General features: G+C 39.9%; 21 protein-coding genes and 1 pseudogene. 14 read left to right on the top strand and 8 right to left on the bottom strand.

All coding sequences use genetic code 11. The annotated features are described in order from the left end of the window. Together H148_RS0102595 and H148_RS0102580 are read right to left on the bottom strand one after the other, a co-directional pair. On the bottom strand, positions 1-222 hold a 222-nt coding region (locus tag H148_RS0102595), incomplete at its 3' end, for a transposase (RefSeq protein ID WP_029033400.1). A gap of 997 nt (positions 223-1,219) precedes the next feature. Beyond that, positions 1,220-2,047, bottom strand: a pseudogene (locus tag H148_RS0102580) (DUF559 domain-containing protein); the annotation flags it as partial. A 388-nt stretch (positions 2,048-2,435) separates the two neighbouring features. Here H148_RS0102580 and H148_RS19020 point away from each other — a divergent pair. Then, positions 2,436-2,657, top strand: a complete 222-nt coding sequence (locus tag H148_RS19020) for an AAA family ATPase (RefSeq protein ID WP_029033397.1) — start codon at positions 2,436-2,438, stop codon at positions 2,655-2,657. After that, positions 2,651-2,986 carry a hypothetical protein gene (locus H148_RS18255; RefSeq protein WP_156877190.1) on the top strand — a complete coding sequence of 112 codons (336 nt, stop codon included), beginning with the start codon at positions 2,651-2,653 and terminating at the stop codon, positions 2,984-2,986. The genes H148_RS19020 and H148_RS18255 overlap by 7 nt, the downstream gene beginning before the upstream one ends. Positions 2,987-3,799: 813 nt before the next feature. On the opposite strand, the gene H148_RS0102555 is transcribed toward H148_RS18255, so the two are convergent. Then, positions 3,800-4,405, bottom strand: a complete 606-nt coding sequence (locus tag H148_RS0102555) for a hypothetical protein (RefSeq protein WP_029033393.1) — start codon at positions 4,403-4,405, stop codon at positions 3,800-3,802. Positions 4,406-4,658: 253 nt separating this feature from the next. Between H148_RS0102555 and H148_RS0102550 the strand changes: the two genes are divergently transcribed. The 6 genes from H148_RS0102550 to H148_RS0102525 all read left to right on the top strand — a co-directional run bounded on the left by H148_RS0102550 (position 4,659) and on the right by H148_RS0102525 (position 9,297). Beyond that, positions 4,659-5,579: a hypothetical protein gene (locus H148_RS0102550; RefSeq protein WP_029033392.1), complete on the top strand. Its 921-nt coding sequence runs from the start codon at positions 4,659-4,661 to the stop codon at positions 5,577-5,579. Between the two features lie 233 nt (positions 5,580-5,812). Continuing rightward, complete coding sequence (locus H148_RS0102545; protein WP_029033391.1) at positions 5,813-6,616, top strand: TIGR02587 family membrane protein; 804 nt, start codon at positions 5,813-5,815, stop codon at positions 6,614-6,616. Positions 6,617-6,677: 61 nt separating this feature from the next. Continuing rightward, positions 6,678-7,001, top strand: coding sequence for a hypothetical protein (locus H148_RS0102540; RefSeq protein ID WP_169578538.1), 324 nt, complete (start codon positions 6,678-6,680; stop codon positions 6,999-7,001). A gap of 72 nt (positions 7,002-7,073) precedes the next feature. Further along, a complete protein-coding gene (locus H148_RS0102535; RefSeq protein ID WP_029033389.1) occupies positions 7,074-7,292 on the top strand; it encodes a hypothetical protein in 219 nt (72 codons plus the stop codon). A 61-nt stretch (positions 7,293-7,353) separates the two neighbouring features. Next, positions 7,354-8,649 carry a DUF481 domain-containing protein gene (locus H148_RS18250; protein WP_156877188.1) on the top strand — a complete coding sequence of 432 codons (1,296 nt, stop codon included), beginning with the start codon at positions 7,354-7,356 and terminating at the stop codon, positions 8,647-8,649. A gap of 120 nt (positions 8,650-8,769) precedes the next feature. After that, the gene (locus tag H148_RS0102525; protein ID WP_029033388.1) at positions 8,770-9,297 is read left to right on the top strand and encodes a YfiT family bacillithiol transferase; all 528 of its coding nucleotides are present in this window, start codon (positions 8,770-8,772) and stop codon (positions 9,295-9,297) included. A 136-nt stretch (positions 9,298-9,433) separates the two neighbouring features. On the opposite strand, the gene H148_RS17085 is transcribed toward H148_RS0102525, so the two are convergent. Further along, positions 9,434-11,902: a DUF5916 domain-containing protein gene (locus H148_RS17085; RefSeq protein ID WP_051286143.1), complete on the bottom strand. Its 2,469-nt coding sequence runs from the start codon at positions 11,900-11,902 to the stop codon at positions 9,434-9,436. 279 nt (positions 11,903-12,181) lie between these two features. Between H148_RS17085 and H148_RS18245 the strand changes: the two genes are divergently transcribed. Beyond that, positions 12,182-12,595 carry a BLUF domain-containing protein gene (locus H148_RS18245; RefSeq protein WP_051286141.1) on the top strand — a complete coding sequence of 138 codons (414 nt, stop codon included), beginning with the start codon at positions 12,182-12,184 and terminating at the stop codon, positions 12,593-12,595. Positions 12,596-12,613: 18 nt separating this feature from the next. Beyond that, positions 12,614-13,006, top strand: a complete 393-nt coding sequence (locus H148_RS0102505) for a ribosomal maturation YjgA family protein (protein ID WP_029033386.1) — start codon at positions 12,614-12,616, stop codon at positions 13,004-13,006. 52 nt (positions 13,007-13,058) lie between these two features. Here H148_RS0102505 and H148_RS0102500 read toward each other — a convergent pair whose 3' ends face one another. Further along, entirely contained in the window at positions 13,059-15,935 is a 2,877-nt protein-coding gene (locus tag H148_RS0102500; RefSeq protein WP_029033385.1) for a M16 family metallopeptidase, read from the bottom strand. Positions 15,936-16,045: 110 nt separating this feature from the next. Continuing rightward, positions 16,046-17,113, bottom strand: a complete 1,068-nt coding sequence (locus H148_RS0102495) for a transporter substrate-binding domain-containing protein (protein WP_029033384.1) — start codon at positions 17,111-17,113, stop codon at positions 16,046-16,048. 226 nt (positions 17,114-17,339) lie between these two features. Between H148_RS0102495 and H148_RS18570 the strand changes: the two genes are divergently transcribed. After that, positions 17,340-17,639 carry a hypothetical protein gene (locus H148_RS18570; RefSeq protein WP_156877187.1) on the top strand — a complete coding sequence of 100 codons (300 nt, stop codon included), beginning with the start codon at positions 17,340-17,342 and terminating at the stop codon, positions 17,637-17,639. On the opposite strand, the gene H148_RS0102490 is transcribed toward H148_RS18570, so the two are convergent. Then, entirely contained in the window at positions 17,599-18,210 is a 612-nt protein-coding gene (locus H148_RS0102490) for a riboflavin synthase (protein WP_029033383.1), read from the bottom strand. The genes H148_RS18570 and H148_RS0102490 overlap by 41 nt on opposite strands. Before the next feature lie 58 nt (positions 18,211-18,268). Here H148_RS0102490 and pdxA point away from each other — a divergent pair, with 58 nt between their 5' ends. From pdxA to rpmF, 3 genes are all read left to right on the top strand, one after another. Continuing rightward, complete coding sequence (gene pdxA, locus H148_RS0102485) at positions 18,269-19,315, top strand: 4-hydroxythreonine-4-phosphate dehydrogenase PdxA (protein ID WP_029033382.1); 1,047 nt, start codon at positions 18,269-18,271, stop codon at positions 19,313-19,315. A 96-nt stretch (positions 19,316-19,411) separates the two neighbouring features. Continuing rightward, positions 19,412-19,948 (top strand): YceD family protein, encoded by a 537-nt coding sequence (locus H148_RS0102480; RefSeq protein ID WP_029033381.1) that lies wholly within the window; start codon positions 19,412-19,414, stop codon positions 19,946-19,948. Between the two features lie 9 nt (positions 19,949-19,957). Then, on the top strand, positions 19,958-20,155 hold the full coding sequence (rpmF, locus tag H148_RS0102475) for a 50S ribosomal protein L32 (protein WP_029033380.1): 198 nt from the start codon (positions 19,958-19,960) through the stop codon (positions 20,153-20,155). Between the two features lie 105 nt (positions 20,156-20,260). On the opposite strand, the gene H148_RS0102470 is transcribed toward rpmF, so the two are convergent. Continuing rightward, on the bottom strand, positions 20,261-20,510 hold a 250-nt coding region (locus H148_RS0102470), incomplete at its 5' end, for a transposase (protein ID WP_245583376.1).

Below are 20,510 nucleotides of genomic sequence, written 5' to 3'. Positions count from 1 at the left end.
AGAAAGGGTGGCATACATTTGCTTGAGTCGACGATTCTCTTCCTCAAGTTCTTTGAGTCGCTTAAGCTCTTTACCATTCATTCCGCTAAAACGCTCTCGCCATTTGTAAAAAGCAGCGGTGCTTACACCATATTCACGACTGATCTCGGCAGCTGTTTTACCGTTATCGAATTCTTTGAGGATCTTAGAGATCTGCTGTGGAGAAAATTTACTTTTTTTCATACTGTTTAAAATTAAGAATTATTCTACTTTTAAACAGTTCGGTTTTAAGGGAAGCTTACAGACGCAACAAGCTGAAAAGATACTCTGACCCTGAAAGGGAAATATTGGAGGATGTTGAAATCTTCTAATTTCGCGTTGTGGTTATAAAGGAAATTGAACCCCTACAGTTTTGGCCTTTTTACATTTACTTTCTCATCAACTGCAAATAGGGTTTATATCTGCAAAGGGAAAAGCAGCAAAAAATATCATCTCAAGAAGAACTGTAGAGGCTTGAGCAATTGTTCTACGTCTGATTACAGAATTTCATTAACTGAAGCTATAAAACTCAGTCGTACTCTCTGCGGGTCGGAAGATTAAAATGTATAGTTAAAATGTTGGTTTCTTATTTGTATTCTTTCCTTCCACAGTTTTCTTGTTTACAACAAAAAATTTCTACATTTTTAACTTCTTAACGAGTAAGGGAAGAGTGGATATCCTGCTCAAAACAGAAATTCTTATACAAGGCAAATTATGGGTATTAAACCAGGTCCAAAAAGAACTGCTAAATCGACGGGAAAACCAGATAGGCGTCAAAGAGATAATAAGAAAAGTCCGGACAATACGCCTTCCCTGAAACCGCATAAGCACAAGAAAGGCGATTAATTGTACTGTTGCAAATCATTTGTAAAGATATCGGAGGTGGTGCAGTCGCTTCTGCTTTTGTGACTATGCCCCCGCCACCTCTTTTCCAGATTACGTAAGAAAATGCTCCGGCTGAGCCTCATTTGCCAGTTAGCACATGACTCTAGAGTAGCAAAAGAAGCTTCAATTTTTCGGAGGATATTTAGGAGAAAATAGGACTTGATCTGTTTTCTTCACTTTTCAGGATTAACTTTAACTTGAAAGAGAACAACATCATTCTCAATAAGTACCATTTGTTTTTTTTTCAACAAATCTAAAGCGGGCTCCATATGTTTTGTATTCTCTTTTGTAATCCTGCTGAAACCGAGCATTTTGGCTACCTCCTTAAAAAGTACATCTTTGGGGATTTCAATATTACTCTGAAGTAGAGGCAAAAAGGCGTGCAAAAGTTCTTCAGGTGCAATAGTTGATGGATGTCTCTGCTGACCTTCTGGTGGCAATCGAAGAGCTTCCACAGATTCAACATCTTCTGGAGAATTCCAGAAGAATATTTGACCGTTGGATTTAGTTTGATGGATATTTTTAGAGCAGGTTCTAAAAACTGGTCGATTCTATTTCCTCTTCGGGCAAATCCCCAGGAGCGTGATACTGTCGAGAAACATTCTTCTCTGGAAACAGGTGCTAAAGCTTGAACCAACCCCTCCATTTGTTTACCTACTAAAGTAGCATTACCAAAAAATTCGCCTATTGGACTTATTTCCACCACTGTAGGATCATACAGTTGAGGATTTTCAACTGGTGGCAAGTTTTCCTGAAGTAAATCAATATCATTCCCGTTCGAATTTGATTCTCCGTTTTCGGCAATAGATTCAGCAGTATCTACCACTTTGGTAGCTTGTCCAACAGCCTCTTGAGGCGCAGCTAAGAGAGCTTCTAACTCCCGATTAAGCTTATCTATACATTTCCCACTGTCGTACCACCAATCAGTTGACCAGATTCTTAGAATGCTCCAGCCAAGGCCTTCCAGCACCATCTGTCTAAGAATGTCCCTATCCCTTGCGGATTTGGCAGAGTGAAAACGGGCACCATCACATTCTATACCTGCTAAAAAACGTCCCGGATACTCTGGATGGACGACCCCCAGATCTACACGATATCCATCTACTCCTATTTGTGTTCGAACATCCCAACCTTTTTTTCGGAGTGCATTATTTACCTATTCGGAAAATTATAAAAAGTTACTGAATAGAGGCAGGAAGGGCTATAATGATGAGCAAAAGAAATTAGAGCAAGAACTTAAATATCCTTCTTATATACTGCATAGAAATTTTAGAAAACGGTTTAACGAACACGCAAAAACTCTTATAGGTACCAATGCCGTACACAACCAATTTTTTGTTCCAGCTGGAAGGAGCTTTTTTGCAAACCTTCAATCAGGAATTTTTTCTTTTCTAAGCACAAATAAATCTTTAGATCCTTTTTTATTAGAGTTCGGATCGTTCTATGAAAACTTTAAACGAATTGCTCTTGATTCTGAGAATAGTCGGCGCAAAAATTTTCCTGTAGACTCAGAAGCCTTACTTTCTGAAATTTTGAATGGTACATATTTACGTGAAAAGGAAAAAGATTTTATTCTTCACAAGGATAATAGAAAGGTAAATCTTTCTAATGCTTCCTCAGGACAACAAGAAACTTTACCCCTTGTGACAGTTCTTAAAGTTTTGAATTATTCTTCTTTCTTCAACGGAGGAGCCACACTGTATATAGAAGAGCCTGAAGCTCATTTGTTTCCTACTGCTCAAATGAAGTGGTAAAACTTTTAGCACGGACATTTAACAGTCAAAATAGCCAATTTCAAATAGTGGTCACTACACATAGCCCATATATTTTGTCCTCCTTTAATAATTTAATAGAGGCTGGTAAAATTTCTGCTGATACTCCCGATAAAAAAGAAGCTGTATTTAAAGTCGTTCCAGAAAGTGAAGTGCTTGATCCTAGTAAACTCTATGCTTATTCTATTAGCAAAGGGGATATTAAAATTTTAATAGACTCTGATACAAAACTGATATCTCAAAATGATCTGGATTCAGTTTCAGATGATTTAGCAATAGATTTTGGTGAACTTTTAGAAATAGAGTTTTAAGCATGAAGCAAGAATGTACTGTTACAAACTCTAATAAAATAATTGTTTGTAGAGAAAAAAGAAGTGTTCTGTCTGTTTATAACAAGGCACGAGTGAAAGTTTCTAAAATTACAGTGGATGGATGTCAGCTGGATGACAATGATGTTAAATGCGATTATTTGCTTTTAACTGATAATATCGAGTGCTATGTTGAATTGAAAGGACAGGATATACAACATGCTCTAAAACAACTTGAAAGAACAATTAAAGATTTAAGTTCGGATAGTCGAAGGAGTAAAAAAATTTCCTTTATTGTTTGTTCCAGAAGCCCTTCTAACTCCGCATCTATTATGAATTTTCGAGTTAAAATGAAACAGAAATTTAATTCTGATTTAATAGTAAAAAGTTCTCCTTGCGAATTTACCCTGCCGACTTAGGTTTTCTATTCTTGTCATCTAATCCTCTATAAAGCGGTAAAGTATTTTCTATTCAAGTCAATCATTTTGATCTTTAGGAATGGCTGTTCCTTGTGATCTTTCACTTCAAATTCTTTCAGAATTGCGTTTAAACGTTTAAACTGATCCGTAAACTCCGTAGTGGTATAAAAGTCTGTGTAAAGCTTTGAAACACGCCTGGAACAGTTCCAGACTACATTTAAACTTTGCATCATTCTTTGTTACATATTTTGTAACATAAGAAGCTATAGATCAAATATTACTAGAGTTTAATTGCTTCACGTCAAAAGCTGAAGAAGGAATTTATAAAAATAAACTGCCGCAGAAGAGAGATCCTGCGGCAGTTCTAAGGCTATTTTTCAGTAAAATGTAGATCCTATTAATTATTTTTCAAGCGTTTTACTTCAGACATATCCATTGTGGTTTCATCAGGATTTGTAATATCTTCTTCCGGTAGACTAAAAGCCAGCTTCTGCAGGTAACCGTGTTCTTCTCCCTGCAACATCTGCATGATAACCCCGGCATACATTTCCCGTGCTTCATCGACAGTTCTTGTCCCCTGGATGATATCATGCGCCAGGTTTAGGGCCAGATAATTAGCTGCTTCCTTGTCGCAACGCGCTGCCATGGTTCCTTTGGTTCTCTCCACGATGACACTGCCATCATACCGGGCAAGATCTGAAAACTTTTCAACAGGAACGTCATAGTTGATCACCTGCTCCAGCACATCCTTGTGTGGCATAGGAAAATTATGTTGTACCTCCTCTTTATACACAATGGTATGTGTAAAAGGTCCTGTATCTTTCCAAATAAGCATGTCCTCCGTTTGCTGATGCGGCTCTCCATACTTGTCCATCATTGCCTTAGCTGCTTTTTTTGCTGTTTCGGGCCAGTGCTCTACTTCGGCTTTCGCCTGTTGTGCATTTGCTTCCAGGCCTGTTGCCAGGAATAAAGCCATAAGCGTACTTGTGATTAATTTTCTCATAACGTTTTTTTTGGTTTACTCCATAAGTTACGAGTTTTCTGAAAACACCTAAAATATACCATCTTAGGATGGCTAGATCCTTGCCTCCAAAGATGCCATTCGTCAGAAATCATATTTCTCAAGTCTTGTTTCACATCAAAAGCTGATGAGGTTTAAAATCTGATGATATTGGCAAAAGCTTTATCTTGATTGCCAGAATTATTTTCTGATCAAACTTTTGAGGCAGACATTTTAAAAGATAATACATACATATATGAGACTGGTCACTATACAAACCCCTAAAGGAGAAGGCTCTAAAGTTGCCGAAATGGCGATTAAGCTGGGAATTTCTACAGTAGGAATTTATGAGATAACTCTTCATCAGAAAAAGGAAAAGCCGAGACCTGCCGATGTGATTGAAATCCAATCCAATACTCCAAAGGTAAAAGAACTGGTGGAATCTTTAATGGTAGCTCCTTTCTACAACCCCACTACTTACAGTTTCACAGTTAGACATCCGGAATCCATCTACGCCTCGGAACTGCCGGAAGAGGAAACAAAACCATTGATCAGGCCCAGCACAGATGTTTATGAGGAACTATGGCAATTTTCGAAAGTAACAGTTAGTCTTATCCTACGTGTACTTCTATCCGCTTTTATGGTAGCCTATGGAATGAGAGAGGACTTTATGCCATTAATAATTGCCGGTCTGCTTTTTCTTCCTTACCACCACCACATGTTGGGTATCAGCTTAAGCGCAGGAATGAAGGAATGGAAATTATTTAGACAAGCTTTAACAGGTTTTGTTATCACTACCTTTTTCATCTTTCTGGGAGGAGTGGCCATGGCGTTGCTAACTGAACCTGGTATTAAATGGACGGCTTTTATGGAAAGCACGATTTTGTTTAGCTTTCTAATATCAATGGCGGTAGGGATCGCAGCAGGTCTTGCTGCTGTGGATGATGCAGGAAGAAGGGAATTAATTGGTCTAGCAGCTACAGCACATATCTCCGTTTATCCAATATGGTTTGGATTGAAGTTTATTTATGGATTCGAGCCGGAGGACAATCCCTGGCATGTGCTGCTGATCTACTTGATGGATGTGGGAACCCTAATTTTTTTCGCCGGAATTACATTTAAACTAATAAAGATGAAAGGAGAAGGAATAAAAAATTTCATAAAAGGCTTGGCTTAGCCGAGAGGTTGTCCTTCCTGAATTTTTCATCATTTAGCTTGTTTATGAAAGCAACATTGCAGCTAAGGAATATCTCAAAAAAGGTCACTGAATTCAAAAATGAACCTTCTGTCTTTTTTAATATATTGTAGAACGATTGGTGACAAAGATGATATAGCAACTTTAGCGATTGAATCCTGGTTATTCGAACTGACAGAGTATTATTCTAGTTTTAGATTTGAGTTATATCAAAGATGGGCATTTCAGAGACAGCTAAAGAATACGGCAGAGGTATTGTAGGAGGGCTCCTCTTCAGTCTTCCCCTCCTTTACACTATGGAAGTGTGGTGGACGGGTTTTACGGCTTCACCAGAAAAGCTTCTGGCATTCGTTGGATTTACTTTCCTGCTTCTTTTAGGCTATAACAAACACTCCGGTATGAGAAAGGATGCTACTTTAAAGGATATCCTACACGAGTCAATTGAAGATATTGCTCTTGCATTCACTGTTGCTTTTCTCTTTCTCCTACTCATAAATAAAATTAACTTCAATATGCCTCTACGGGAAATAGCAGGAAAAGTGATCGTAGAATCCATGATAGTGGCCATAGGAGTTTCTGTGGGTACCGCTCAATTAGGCCAGGAGAAAAAAAGGGAAGCTTCAAAAGAAGGAGAAGGAATTCTTCAAATGATCGTGCTTTCGTTATGTGGTGCTGCTTTAATCTCCTCGTCGGTTGCTCCAACCGAAGAAATCCTGAAAATCGCAATGGTTAGTGGACCCGCGCACCTTATGGTTATGATTCTCATCTCCATTGGTCTTAGTGCACTAATTCTGTTTTTTAGCGATTTTAAAGGTACTGGTTCGTTCGAAGGAGGCAGCTTCAAAATGATTGTACATCTCATAATAAGCTACATGTGTGCTTTGGCAATCTCTCTCGTACTACTTTGGTTCTTTGGGCGCGTTAGCGGTCACGGCTGGAGCCTTATAATAGCGCAGACTATTGTTTTAGCAATTCCGGCTTCCCTGGGAGCTTCGGCAGGAAGAATGTTAATTGGATAAAGAAATGAATAACCAAAAAAACTACTTGGAAAGAACAACCTTTTTTGTCGGACTTCTAATTTTGGCAATATTGATTGGTTATCTTTCAATTGAGATCCTGGGTGAAACAAAAAAGGTTCCTGCTCTTGAAGTACAATTCGTTCATCAGCCTGCCTTGCCAGGAAACACTTATAAAATAGATATAAAAAATAATGGTGGGGAAACTGCCAAAGAAGCCCTCATTTTCTTTCATCTATATCAGAATGGCCGGGTAGTGGAAAGCGCCCAATTGAAGATAGGTTATGTGCCGGTGCATTCAGAAGTGAGCGGATGGATTTCATTTTCAAGAGATGCGGTGCCTACAGACTCCTTGGCGGTGGGTCCTATTTCCTTTCTCAAACCTTGAAACATGGCCTGCGGAAGGTTCTTGGAATTTCAACAAGATCTTTTCTTAATTATAAATTCTTAAATTTTTTAGATGGAAAATCAGAAGATGCATTCACCCCAGCCGATCATTGCAAAAAAATTAAAAGAAGGAGATCATCTTAGAGTTATAGCGCCGGCCGAAAGTTTTACTCCTAAATTTACGGAAGAATTAAAGATTAAAACCGTAGAGGGTTTAGAGTTTTTAGGGCTAAGAGTGTCCTTTGGAAAATATGCTCATGATATGAACAGCTTCATGCAATCGATCATTTGAAATTCAGTAACTGAATTATTTTGTAGGGCTTAGCAAGAAAATAAATTCCCCTGCCCTATCTTTGCAAAAATTTACCCGCCTTGCCATAAAGCCTATGAATTTCTCTTATTTTACATTTCTTGTTGCCCTTTCTATCTTCTTAATTTCAGCTCCTATTCAATCCCAAGATACAATAGCATCCCCTGTTGAGGCTCAACTGCAGGACAGACTCTCCGTTTTTTTGGACTGTAATGCCTGTGATAACTCCTACCTTCGGCAGGAGATAGATTTTGTAAATCATGTGCGGGATCCACAACTGGCCCAGGTGCATTTGTTCATAACTTCCCAAAGGGCTGCCAGTGGGGGTCGTGTGTTCACCCTTTCCTTCATAGGAAAAGATGAGTTTTCAGAGGTAAATAATACTTTAACTTATACGTCTGTACCAAGCAATACCAGAGATGAAGAAAGAGAAGGCTTGGGGACCATGATAGAATTAGGATTGGTTTCCTATCTTGCTCATACCTCCCTTGCCGAAGAAATAATTGTAGACATTCCGGGAGATTTTGCCGGCACAAGTGCGGCAAGGGTGGACCCCTGGAACAATTGGGTCTTCGAACTCTACGGAGGGGCTAATTTTTATAAGGAATCAAGTAAAGGTTCTCTAGATTTGCGATACGGAGCCTCTGCAGATTATGTTACTCCGGAATGGAGAATCCGCCTACGTCCCTACTTCAATTATAACCGGGATGACTACATTAGGGATGAAGAAGAGGTGCGGAGTGTAAGACACCGAAACGGATTTCAGGGAAGAGTCGTCCGAAGTATAAGCGATCATTGGTCTGTTGGAGTTTTTCCCTCACTGACTATAAACACTTATGAAAATATCGACCTGGGATACAGAATTGCTCCTGCCATTGAATACAGTCTGTTGCCTTACAAGCTGGCGCTGCGAAAGGAATATACCATAGCATATAGTATTGGTTACGTCTATCGGGATTATCTGGAAGAAACTATTTACGGCAGGACAGAGGAAACATTATATAACCACTCCCTAAATCTGGGAGTAAGGGTATTACAACCCTGGGGAACAGTTTGGGGTGGGGTGGAAGGCTCTCACTATTTACACGATTTGAGTAAAAACCGACTCTCTCTTGACACTAATGTTTCAGTACGTATCTTTAAAGGTTTTTCAGTCGACTTTTCTGCCGATTATGATTACGTACAGGACCAATTATCACTTCCCCGGGGAGATGCTTCTTTGGAAGAAGTGCTTTTAGGGCAAAGGCAACTGGCAACCACCTACGGAGTTTCCGTTGCTGTTGGATTAAGCTACCGCTTTGGCTCCATATATAATAATATTGTCAATACAAGATTGTAGTTTTAGATTAGATAGAGCAATAGGTATACTTGAGGAAAACCTGAACCTGCTTTAAAGGAAAAAGGATTTTTTCTATATTTAATCCAATTTAAAGTGATTATTCTTTTTAAGGCACTGCCAATGGACTTAGATCAATTAAAATATCCCACAGGTAAATTCGCAAAACCGGAAATAATAATTCCGGAAATTCTGCGGAACTCTATCACCACGATTTCCTCATTTCCTTCGAGGCTTCAGCAGAAATTAAAAAGTTTCAGTAAAGAACAATTGGATATGAAGTACCGTCCCGAAGGATGGACCGTAAGACAAGTAGTGAATCATTGCGGCGACAGTCATATAAACGGTTTCATTCGGGTAAAGCTTGCTTTAACTGAAGATGAGCCTGTAATAAAACCCTATCTGGAAGCCCGATGGGCAGAGCTTGAGGACAGCAAGAATTTTCCCGTAGAATCTGCTCTAAAGATTCTGGAAGGGACCCACTACCGTTGGAGCAATCTACTGAATTCCCTTACTGAAGACCAATGGCAACGGACTTTCATTCATCCCGAGTCCGGGAAAACAATTACCCTGGCTGAAAATACCTGTGTCTATGCGTGGCATTGCAATCATCATCTTGGGCATATTGAAATTGTTGAGAATCAGCTTTAATTTTTTTTATAGTATAGGAGAGATTTTCGGTTTGGAATTGAAGTTCTGGAGTTTGAAATATACCATTAATCAAGCGCAAAATTACCTCCTCAAAAATGTCATTTTTGACACTCTTTTTCAGAATTAAAATCTTTCTCTAAAACCTCATTTTTGACTCCAGATAGCTCATGCTTTGAGAATCCAAAGCGGGAGGATTTGATGACCGGAACCAGCTTTTTACGCGATTGTAGTCAAGATAGTAGGATATACGAAGAGAAAGACTATTCACCTGTGGCTGGTCAAAGAGGTTCCTGAAGTTGTCTCTCATATTGATGTGTGAACGCTCAATATAGCTGTCGGTAGCGTTGCGATATAGGAGCGTCATCTGACTTCCCGGGGCAAACCACCAGGAGAAACGCAGGTCAAGATTCCAGCTGTTGTAGGTGGTATTGTATTCATTGTTCACAGGACCATAGTAGCTCAATCCTCCGTCGTTTTGCAAGGTGTAGAATTCGGAATAAAAAACTTCAGAATAATAGTGTCTAAAAGCCAGATTCAACCCCATTTTATTGTTGAAGATATAATTCGCCCCTAAGGAATTCACGATAGTATTGCGATCACGTTGGCCAAACAGGATGTCATTACCAAGGAAATCCACAAAACCTTCTTCTTTATCTGAAAGTTTCACATTGGTCTCCATCCTCACCTTGAACTTATCTGAAAACCGGTACCGGGGACTAAAATCAAGGATAAGATCTCCACGTCCACGCTCATCATACTTATACCAATCGGCCACCGCCTCAATGACAAGTTTCTTCCTGAAGTCTGTGTTGAACCACACCCACTGGTCGTAATAAGTAGGAATTTCAAAATACATTCCTTCCACCCGCGGCTCATAAATATCATTGGTGCCAATAGGAGTGGTTTCAAAACCTCCGCCAAAGTTGAAAAAATTTTTTGTGGTGAAGCTGGAATTAAAATTAAGGATCAATCTACTGTGAAGATCGGGTTCCAGGCGACGCTCGTGAACCGTTACAAAGTTGAGGTACATGTTGTTTAGGAAACCTTTGGGCTGCAACAACCGGCGCTGGTAAAGTCCCTGGTACCGCACATAATTGGTGGCGCTGGAGTAACCCAGATCGTTAATATCATAATCCCGGGTTCGCAAATTTGCATTAAAGTCCAGTCTGTTCTTCCCGCTTATTTTTGAGAACCCCGCCTGGGCTTCAATTCCGGCTTTGGTCTCATCTTCCATAACCCAGCTGCCTTCAAGTCCGGAAAAGAATTTATAGGTGTTGTTCTTGTTAGTGTGATCGAGGTAAACTCCTGTGGCGTTAGCGTCTCTAAAATGTCCTTCCCGGGTGGTATTTGTATTGACTAGCGAAATGGAGGAATTGTCGCCATAGCGTTGGTCCAGTACAAAAATATTGTAATTTGTGAAGGGTTCGATTAATTCGCGACGTGTTTCTTCTGTTTCGGTATTTTTCACCGTGACATAGGTTTTTTCGGTAATGGCATTAAAAAAGCCGATTCCCAGGCCTCCATCAGTACGTCCGGAAACTTTTAAAGCATTTATAAGATCTACGGAAGAAGGAAAATCCAGGATCTCTTCTTCTTCAGAAAGCTCAACTTTTCCAAAAGGAGCTCCCCCAACTCTACGGGAATAGAAAAGATTCCCTTTTGTGAATAATTCTGTTCCTTCAGTAAAGAAAGGCCGCTGCTCATCATACTGCACCTCAAAAGCCGAAAGATTTAAAACAGATTCATCAAACCGTGTCTGGCCAAAGTCGGGGACCAGTATCATGTCCAGTGTAAAGGCATCATTAATTCCGTATTTCAGGTCCATTCCACCGTTGACGCTAGTGGTTGTCTCCCCATCATAATTGTTAAGGTAAGTAGAAATATAAGGCTGTACAGAAAGCCGGGTTGGAGTTTGAATATCTTCGATTCCATGGATCTCTCCATCGTAAATAGAGAAAGAGCCTTTGGCGTTGTCAATAGGACTCCAGCTGTAGCGGGTTCCGGCACGCTTAAATTCCCGTTCCATTTGTAAACCCCATTCCTGGATAGCTTTTTCAGGAAACCTCAATTCCGAGTAGGGGATAAAGATTTCGGCTGTCCACCCGCGGCTATTAATATCCACACCGCTATACCAAATGGCATTCCACGAAGAATCTTCATTGCCATTGGTCATTTTCGCATCATACTGCACCCCGGCAGCAGTGACTATAAATTGCATACTCTGCTGGCGATCGTTATAACCGTTTAGCAGAATGAAAAAGAAATCGTCATTGCCTATTCCATCACGCTCGGTGAGTTCCTTTCTTATTTCTGAAGGGTTTGGGTCCAGCATCTCTGCCCCAAAATAGATCCCCAGATCGTCATATACTACTTTTATCGTGGTGGCAAGGCTGTCGGGAATGGGTCTTCCATTATTGGGCAGGCGCTCAACAAAATTTGTAGCAACTGCAGCATCTTTCCAGGCATTGTCATCTAATTTGCCATCAATCCTTGGCGTTTCCTGGATGCGGGTGATATGGATCTGTTTCCGCGGAATGCTGTCCTTCTCCTGTGCAAAAGCTGAAAAGCTCAGGACAAGGAAAATTGCTGAAAAAAGTGATTTCATTGATTGGTTTAACCTAATGACTGCAAAAAAACGAACTTGTTGCAGTTTAGCAGAGGTTTTTCTCCATTATTTTACTAATTACTGAAGGTTTCTCAAAAATTATTTTTATAAATTGCTATTTTCCAGGGGTATTGGTGTTCAATTATTTTAGTAATCATGAACACTGAAGATATATTTGAAAAAATGAGGCATGACTGTGATTTCAGCAGCATAATTAAGAAAAACTTGGGATTACTTAACCTCCTACTTTTATAAATTGCCGCACCAAAAGTACCTCCCATGCAACATGCCATTTGCTATATAAGCACCGCCACTAAAGAATTTAGTAACGGTCAGGTTGATGATCTTCTAAAGGAATGGCGACAGCAAAACAGCAATAAAAATATCAAGGGGATATTACTATTTTCTGAAGGTCACTTTTTCCAGGTGCTGGAAGGGGAAAAGGAAAAAGTATTGGCACTATTTCATCGCATCGAAGAAGACCCCAGGCATACCGGTGTAATCCAGGTTCTTGGAAGAGATATATCTCAGGGTTCTTTTGATGATTACATAGTGGAGTATTTAAAGGAACCTGTATTCTCCAAACCCAAATTGATAAGCGAATACTGTGAATCTGTCAAAGGCATGGATCCTCAAGTTCAGCAACAAATAAAAATGATTCTCGAATCTTTTATAGACACCCGGGTTTTATAAGTTTTATACCTTACGGGGGTGCAATTCAATTTAAAATATTTTCTTGCGGCGGTAATTCTCTTCTTCATAGAAGTCTTTATTGCCGTCTTTGTGCAGGATTCCTTTATCAGGCCCTACGGCGGAGATTTCCTGGTGGTCATTTTCCTTTATTGCTTGCTGAAAAGCTTTTTTAGAATACCTGTCAAAAATGCCATTTTTGGAGTTCTTCTTTTTTCTTTTGTTGTAGAAGGTTCCCAGTACTTAAGGCTGGTGGATCTAATGGGATTACAGGATAACAAGATTGCTTCGGTCGTCCTTGGAAATTATTTTGAATGGCTGGATATGGTCATTTATACCCTTGCGGCTCTCACGATTTACTGGATAGAAATAATGCGGTGTGCTTCCTTCCGAAGTAGAAAAACTTCCGGATAAAAAAAAGCTCCCGATTAAAACGGGAGCTTCTAGTGTAGATGATAAGATCAACTTAAGGTTTAACTTCCTCCAGTTTCACATCTTCTCCCTTCTTGTTAATGAGTTGTACTTCATCAAAGCCCATATCCTTGAACTGCTCAAATTGGGTAGCAGCATCTCCTACGACTAGATAAGCCATTTTGGATTCGTCAAGATATTGTTGAGCAAGTTTTCTGTGTTGCTCCAAAGTCATATTACGTATCACCTCTTCTTCTTTTTCAATATAATCGGCAGGAAGGTCATAAGCGCTCATTTCCTGAAGCATGCCTAACAATGAACCCTGTGTTTCAAAGCGACGGGCATTGGATTTAATAAGAGCGTTTTTAGTGAATTCAAGATCTTCGGGCGTTATACCTTCTTTGTATTTGGCGATCTCATCCTTGAAGATGCCAACAGATTCTCCCGTGGCATTGGTACGCACGCTTGATGATGCTGTAAAGGTGCCTGGGATCTTTGAACCGCTAAAACCTGTACGGGCACCGTAAGTGTATCCTTTTTCTTCTCTTAGCACAAGGTTCACGTTACCCGAGAAAGAACCTCCAAGTTTGTAGTTCATAACTTCGGCCGGGAAAAAGTCTTCGCTGGTACGAGGCAGGGCAAGGTAACCAATGTTAATCACCGACTGCTTTGCGCCGGGTACATCCACAAAGTAAAGAGAAGACTTGTCCCTGTTGGTCACCACTTCAAACTCCGGAATGGTCACTTCTTTTGGTTCCCAGTTGTCCTTGATACCATTAAGGGCTTCTATTGCCTGCGTCTGTGAAATATCGCCTACCACATGGAAACGACTCACAGTTGGAGAAAAATATTTGTTGTAGAAATCCTTAAGATCCTGCATGGTTATAGCTTCTACAGATTCTACAGTTCCCGTGGTAGGATATGCAAAGGGATGATTCTCACCGTATAGCAATTTGTCGTAAACCTGACTTGCGATCACGTTTGGATTAGCTTCATTTCGTTTAATAGAGTTAATGGTGCTCGTCTTAATACGTGCCAGTTCTTCCTCATCCCATCTTGGTTCAAGCAGGATTTCCTCTATAAGTTCCATAGTTTCTTCAAAATTTCTTGTCAGAGTATTTCCTCTTATTACTATAGACTCATTTGTGGTATACATATAAATATTAGCACCCAAAAGATCTATAGCCTCTTCAAGTTCTGCCGGAGTTTTATTGGCAGTTCCTTCCATCAAAATGTCGGTCATCAAATTGGCCACCCCGTTTTTGCTGAGGTCGTCAAGTAAATGTCCACCTTCGATCACTAAACTAAAGTTTACCAGCGGTAACTCATTTTGTTCGATTCCATAGATTTCAAGATCGTTCTCTAATGCTACCGTCCATGATTCCGGAACATTTAGGCCAGGAGTATCTCCAACTGCAGGTGGAGTAGATCTGTCAATTTTGGAAGGAGTTTTCTCGATCTCTTTTTCTTCAGCTTCGGCAACTTCAGTTTCTACGTTTTCTGTGATTTCTTCTTCTACGACCCGAGCTTTTTCAGAATTTTCAGCAATTAATTCGAGCTGGCCTTTAGGTACAAAACTGGTCATAACGTAAGGTTGATCTTTGATGTAGGTGTTGTAAACCCTCATCACATCTTCCTTGGTCACTTTTTTGATATTCTCTATGTCTTTCTCGATATAACCGGGATCGTCTGTAAAAACATCATATTGTGCGAGCTGGAAGGATTTTCCAAGCACGCTGCTTATTCCATTGTAAAAATCGGTTTCAAGACCGGCCTTGATACGCTCGATATCCCGCTCTGTCACGCCTTCTTTTTCGAACCTGTCGAAAGCTTCTTCGATACCTGCTTCAACACTGTCCAGATCCACCCCGGCATTGGCCGTTACCATAATGCGGAATTTTCCGGCGATTTGCTCTGAACTATTAAAGGCACGTGGTTCTGAAGCAACTTCTCTCTCCTTTACCAGTACTTCATATAGTGGTGCTTCTTTTCCGTCGGAAAGGATCTCTCCCAGGAAATCAAGTGCATAAGCATCATCAGTATAATGTTCTACAGTTGGCCACACCATATTAAGCTGAGGTGCGGTAGCAAAGTTGTCTTCATGGTAAAGTCTTTTTGTTTCTGAAAGTTCCACGTTCTGTACTTCAAGCGGAGCAACTTCCTGGCGTCTCTTGATCTCCCCAAAGTATTTTTCGATAAGCTCCTTAGCTTCGTCCTTTTCAAAATCTCCAGCGATGACCAGGGTAGCATTATTAGGTCCGTAGAACTTATCATAGAATTCCCTTACGTCTTCTACAGTGGCATTTTGAAGGTCTTCAAGTTCTCCAATTACCTGCCAGCTGTACGGGTGTCCATCGGGAAATAGGTTCTTATCTATCACCCAGTTAGTATGGCCATAGGGATTGTTATCAACCCGCTGGCGTTTTTCATTTTGAACAACCTCTTGCTGGTTGGCAAAGGCGGCTTCAGTAACTGTATTAATAAAATATCCCATCCGGTCTGATTCAAGCCAAAGTACCATTTCCAGTGCGTTCTGGGGCACTACTTCATAGTAGATAGTTCCATCCTGCCAGGTACCACCATTAAGAGTTCCCCCCACGTCCTGGATCTTCTTGAAGAACTGGTCCTGTGGAACGTTTTCAGATTCCTGGAACAGCATGTGTTCAAAAAGGTGAGCGAACCCGGTGCGACCTTTTTTCTCCCTGTTGGATCCTACACCATATTGTATTGCCACAGAAACAATAGGATCTGACTCGTCCTGGTGGAGCACCACATTAAGTCCGTTTTCCAGTTCGTACTTCTCATAGTCAATTGACAATCCCTGGTCCTGGACTGCTTCTGTTTCCCTTCCCTGTAATTGTTCACAGGAAACAAAAGTCACGGTTAACAATGGCAGAAAAAACGCCATTGCGACAAACCTCAATTTTTTCATAATTTGTTCGTTTTAGTTTAAAATCTGCTAAATATAATAAATACTGATTAGCAATATGTCTGCTTTTCAAGAGTACTGTTACAAATTGATTAGCAGAAAATAAAGGCAGACTATTTATATTCTGCAATAAGACTGTTCCATTCCATAGTTTTAAGAGTACCTATCAGAATTGGGTCTATGATTTTAAGAAGAGGTGACTCTTTTGGAAAACTGTAGCTGTAGTAGTCTTTTTTTAGACTGTTCTCCAGAACTACGAGATCATCTTCCATATTTTTTTCTTCAATACGATAACTAAGGATTGGTTTGTCGTAGACCAGGAGGTTGTTGTCATTTTCTAATAAAGCTTCTATGCCTTCATCTGCGTTGGATACTTTTGAAGAACCAATGCCGTACTGCTCCAGTAATTCCTGAGCGCTGGAGCTTCTTACTGTATAGACTTCAAATCTTTCCAGGTCCTGTACAGAACCTATATCGTCCTGTATATTTTGCATTGTAAGAGAGGAGGCGATTCCTGCAGTTAAAGTAGATATCATTATTATTGCCATGAACATCCAGACAAATCCAATAACCCGGCCTCCAAAAGTACGGGGAGATTTATCTCCATAACCTACAGTGGTCATTGTAACGGCACTCCACCAAAACCCTTGCATAATTCCTTTTGCACCGGGACCAAATTCGTCCTTATTCTTTTTTCGCTCAAAAATCCACACCAGTAAACCGAAGATAAAGATCACCCCAACAAGAATAAGAATAGCCGATAAGAAGTTCCAGCTAAAGATGTTAGATAGATATTTCCATACTGTTGAGCCACTTTTTCTGGCAATTCCCGTGTAGGAGATAAAGTACGGCTGTGAGAAGTCCATTCTCTGCATCCGGTTATCGGTAACAGTAATGGGATTTATACTAAGATCAACTTCTCCTTGCTCTACAGCGGTTAGCAGTGCCTCGAGACTTTCATATTCCCGGAATTCATAATCTGAATCCAACCGCCTGTTGACAAGGCTCCAGGATTCAATGCTAAGACCAGAAAAATCATTCCCTTTTTTCATTACGAAGGGAGGAGCCTCGGTTAAACCTATTACAAGTTTTTCCTCCGGGATTTTCAGGGAATCCTGTGCATTACGTGCATTACCTGTTACAAAGAAGATAAAAAATAAAAGGAAAGTAGTAGCTCGCATAAATATTATAATATGGAGGCAATTTATAAAAATCTGTAAAAAGGTCCTTTAGTAGGGAAGGACAAAAAATAGTTTCGGAATAACAATTACTTTTGTAAGTAAAATCGACATATTATGACTAGATAATAAAAAGAGACATAATATTTTATATTTTTGATTTTTAGATAAATAACGGTTTTAAAAGACCAAATGTCTTGTTACTGCTAATGAATAGAAGATTGTAAGGATGGGTGAATGGGTGAAATATTTTATTTTAATAGTTCTGCTTACCGGCTTTTCTTCTGAATTTTATTCACAAGATCCGCCGCCACCTATGATGCAGACTAATGACACAACACAAACAGACAGTCCATGTGGGGAAGACCCCGACGACACTGGTACTGGAGCCCCACCCCCACCTAAAGGTTTGTGCCTGCCAATTAATGATTATCTATTGCCTTTATTTCTGGCAGGAGTTGCGCTTGGAGCATTTCAACTTTCCCGGCTTAAGAAGAAGCAGGAGGACTTCGAGAATTCAGCTCTGTAAGTCGCTTTACGTATTTTCCAATTACATCAAATTCCAGGTTCACTCTTGTCCCTTTCTTGATGAGTTTAAAAGTTGTGTTTTGAAAAGTATAGGGAATAATGGCAACACTGAAGTTGTTTTTGCCTGAATTCACTACTGTTAAACTCACACCGTTAATCGTAATGGATCCTTTTTCAATAGTAATATTCTGCAACTTAGGATCATATTCAAATATGAATTCCCAGCTTCCGTTTTTTTCGAGTACTCCGGTACAAAGAGCAGTTTGATCAACGTGCCCCTGCACAATATGTCCATCCAGTCGTGCGCCCAGTTTCATTCCGCGTTCCAGGTTTACAATATCTCCCTGTTTAAGCTCTCCCAGAGTTGTTTTGGAAAGAGTCTCCTCTATAGCCGTTACTTTGTATTTCCCGTTGGTAATATCCACTACAGTTAAACACACTCCGTTATGAGAGACACTTTGATCAATTTTTAGTTCGGGAGTCATGCCTGCTCCTATAGTGATGTGGAGATTACCCCCGCTTCTTTCCAATCCTGTAACCACTCCCAGTTCTTCAATGATGCCTGTAAACATTCTCTTATTATTAATTACCTTTGCAGGTATAAAATTAGAATAAATACAGGGAATCATTATGAAATTATCCGACAAAATAAGAGTGGGAATTAGTATTGGAGATCTCAATGGAATTGGCAGTGAGATCGTGCTAAAGACTTTTGAGGATTCAAGGATGATGGAACTTTGTACTCCTGTAGTTTTTGCTTCGGCCAAAACCATAACATTCATTAAGAAAAAACTCGGTTTTGACATCCCTTTTCAGGGGGTTGAGGAAGCAGCACAGGCTATTGATAACAAGTTCAATGTTGTCAATGTATGGAAGGAGAATGTTACTGTTAATTTTGGGGAAGAGACAGAAGAAGGTGGTAAATATGCATTCCTTTCCCTACAGGCAGCTACTAATGCGTTAAAGAATGGAGAAATAGATATTCTTGTGACTGCCCCCATAAATAAACATAACATACAAAGCGAGGAATTTAAATTTCCGGGTCATACAGATTATTTAGCCAGGGAACTTGGTGGTGACAGTCTTATGTTCATGATTACCGATACTCTAAAGGTAGGACTGCTAACAGATCATGTGGCGGTGAAAGATGTAGCTTCTGTTATTACGCCTCAGCTGATTGAAAAAAAGATCAGGATAATTCACAAGACCCTTCAGCAGGATTTTAAAATTCCGCAACCAAAAATAGCAGTGCTGGGAATCAATCCACACAGCGGAGATAGCGGAGTAATAGGAAAAGAAGATGAGGAGATCATGAAGCCTACTCTTGAAAAAATAAGGAATTCCGGAAAACTCATTTTTGGTCCCTATTCTGCCGACAGTTTTTTTGGATCGGGTAATTATAAAAACTTTGATGCCATTGTTGCCGCATATCACGACCAGGGTTTAATTCCATTTAAAACCCTCTCTTTTGGAAGCGGAGTGAATTTTACGGCCGGTCTTAGTAAGGTACGCACCTCGCCCGATCACGGCACTGCATACGAGATCGCCGGAAAAAATGAGGCCGATCACCACTCCTTTAAAGAAGCTGTATTTAAAGGAATGGATATCTTTAAAAGCCGCCAGGAACATGAGGAGCTAACCCAAAATGTACTAAAAAAACAGGGTAAAAAGATATAAACAAAAATTTGTTTATAAAGAATAGGCAATTCATTAATTTTTATATCTTTGCACCCGCCTTATCCTGAGGGATAGGGACTTGAAACTGATGATGAAATGAGGAAACTAAAGGAGTTTACGATCCCTTTTGTGGGTCTTAAACAAGGTAAACACCAGTTTGAGTACGAAATTGACAATAAGTTCTTTGAACATTTTGATTACGATGAATTTAATAGTGCCAATATTAAGATAGATCTCTTTTTGGAGAAAAAATCTACAATGTTGGAACTCACTTTTAAAGCATCGGGAACGGTAAATGTTTATTGCGACCTTACCAACGAACCTTATGACCAGCCAATTGATAGTGAATTGTTTCTGGTAATAAAGTTTGGACCTGAATATAATGATGATAATGAGGATATCCTCATTTTGCCGCATGGTGAGTATGAGGTGAACATTCAACAGTATATTTATGAAATGCTGGTATTGGCCGTTCCGTCAAAAAGGGTTCATCCCGGAGTGCTTGACGGCACTTTAAAGTCTGATGTACTTGAAAAACTGGACGAATTAAGTCCGCGGGAAAAAGAGACTAAAACAGAGGAGGATATTGATCCCCGCTGGAACAAATTGAAAAATTTATTAAACGATAAATAATACGCAGCCATGGCACATCCTAAAAGAAAAATCTCGAAAACGAGAAGAGATAAGAGAAGAACGCATTACAAAGCCTCTGTACCTCAAATAGCTACAGATCCTACGACAGGAGAAGCTCATTTGTACCACAGAGCTCACTGGCATGAAGGTAAATTATATTACCGTGGTCAGGTTTTGATCGACAATACTGAAGAAGTAGAAGCTTAGTATTAAAAGAGCTTTGAAACCATATACGAAAACTCTCACATTGTGAGAGTTTTTTGTTTTAAGTTGATAAAGTGCTAAAAACGGATCATGCCTAATTGTTGTGGACTAGACAAATATTCTAGTTAATCTATACAGGAAAAATTCGACATTTTTCACTCCTCTAAATTGACTTCTAAAGGCCTTTATTTTTGCATTAAAAGATTCTGCTGAAGCGTTTGTGCTTCTATTTTGGAAGTAGTTTAAGATCGACCTATAATTTAGCTGTATACTGTTGGCTACTGTATTGAAGGCTTTAAAACCTGTATCCTCGACTTGTTTGTACCAGTGCGCCAGCTTGGTAAAGGCCACACCCTTA

The organism is Salinimicrobium terrae DSM 17865 (assembly GCF_000424665.1).
Lineage (GTDB): Bacteria > Bacteroidota > Bacteroidia > Flavobacteriales > Flavobacteriaceae > Salinimicrobium > Salinimicrobium terrae.
Note: the sequence above shows the minus strand (reverse complement) of the source record. Positions and strands in the feature narration are given on the sequence as shown.